The sequence below is a fragment of the Shewanella algicola genome, assembly GCF_014648035.1.
GTDB lineage: Bacteria > Pseudomonadota > Gammaproteobacteria > Enterobacterales > Shewanellaceae > Shewanella > Shewanella algicola.
In genome coordinates this window covers 1-964 of sequence record NZ_BMQI01000156.1, presented here as the reverse complement: position 1 = coordinate 964, position 964 = coordinate 1, and the positions used below count along the sequence as shown (strand labels likewise).

The following is a 964-nucleotide window of genomic DNA, read 5'->3' as shown; positions in this document are numbered from 1 at the left end:
GCGATTTTAGGAGCGAGATTTTCTTTGGTTAAAAGATTTAACAAAGCTTAATCCCGCCCTGCTAAGAGTTTTCAGTTAGGTTACGATTTTTTTCATTTATCAATCAATTCAGATTATTTAGGGATAGGTATTCGCTATCCATTTGGAAATAGAAATAACACTGATCAAAGTGGAATTTATTTTAGTGGTAGTGCTCTTTTCTCTGATGATGAGTAAATTTTATCGTTAAAGATCTACAAACTTTCTAGGGTGAATTTCTTGTCGATCTTATCTTGCCACTGTTAGTAGTGATATTGGAGAGATCGTCATTGAATTTTTCACTACAGGAAATGGCTGCTTATGAATAATATAATTTTTAAATAAATTTTTACTAATGTAAGTTTTTAAAATAATTAATAAAAGGAATTTTATATGTTTAAAAAAATGTCAGTTATTGTGCTTTTTATTTTAATTGGTTGCAACTCTACGCCGACGCCATTAAGTTCTGGTAATCAATACTCCCCAACCAATCAAGAACAATTCGTATTTATAACTAAAAAAGAAGGAGTCAGAAAATACGGTTACGAAAACTTCTGTCCAGATACATCAACAGCCGTGTGTTATAAGAATGTGCTTAGTTATGATAAGTATCATGATATGAAAGGGTATTTTACAACTACAAAACCGATATTAAAAAAACAAGGCTTCTCCTTTTGGCCAGTTACCTTAGAAAATGGTGAGTCATATTATTATGTAACAACAAATGATCGTTTTGATAAAAGTTTTGAAATTGCTCGATATGGTGATGTTGGGGATATTTCTGATACGGCGGAGTCTATAGTAGAAGGTTCCGATGTGAAAATTGTTGGTTATAAAAAACATGACACTGCACCGAAATATATATTAAGCAATGGGAAGGAACCAGGGCGGGATCATACTTTGTTAACAGTAGGGAACTTTTTCGTATCGGCATGATCTGATCAGG

At 32.6% G+C, this 964-nt stretch carries 1 protein-coding gene; it reads left to right on the top strand.

From position 1 onward, the window contains the following. Positions 1-411: 411 nt before the first annotated feature. Positions 412-954, top strand: coding sequence for a hypothetical protein (locus IEY42_RS22190; RefSeq protein ID WP_188927331.1), 543 nt, complete (start codon positions 412-414; stop codon positions 952-954). The last annotated feature ends 10 nt before the right edge of the window (positions 955-964 follow it).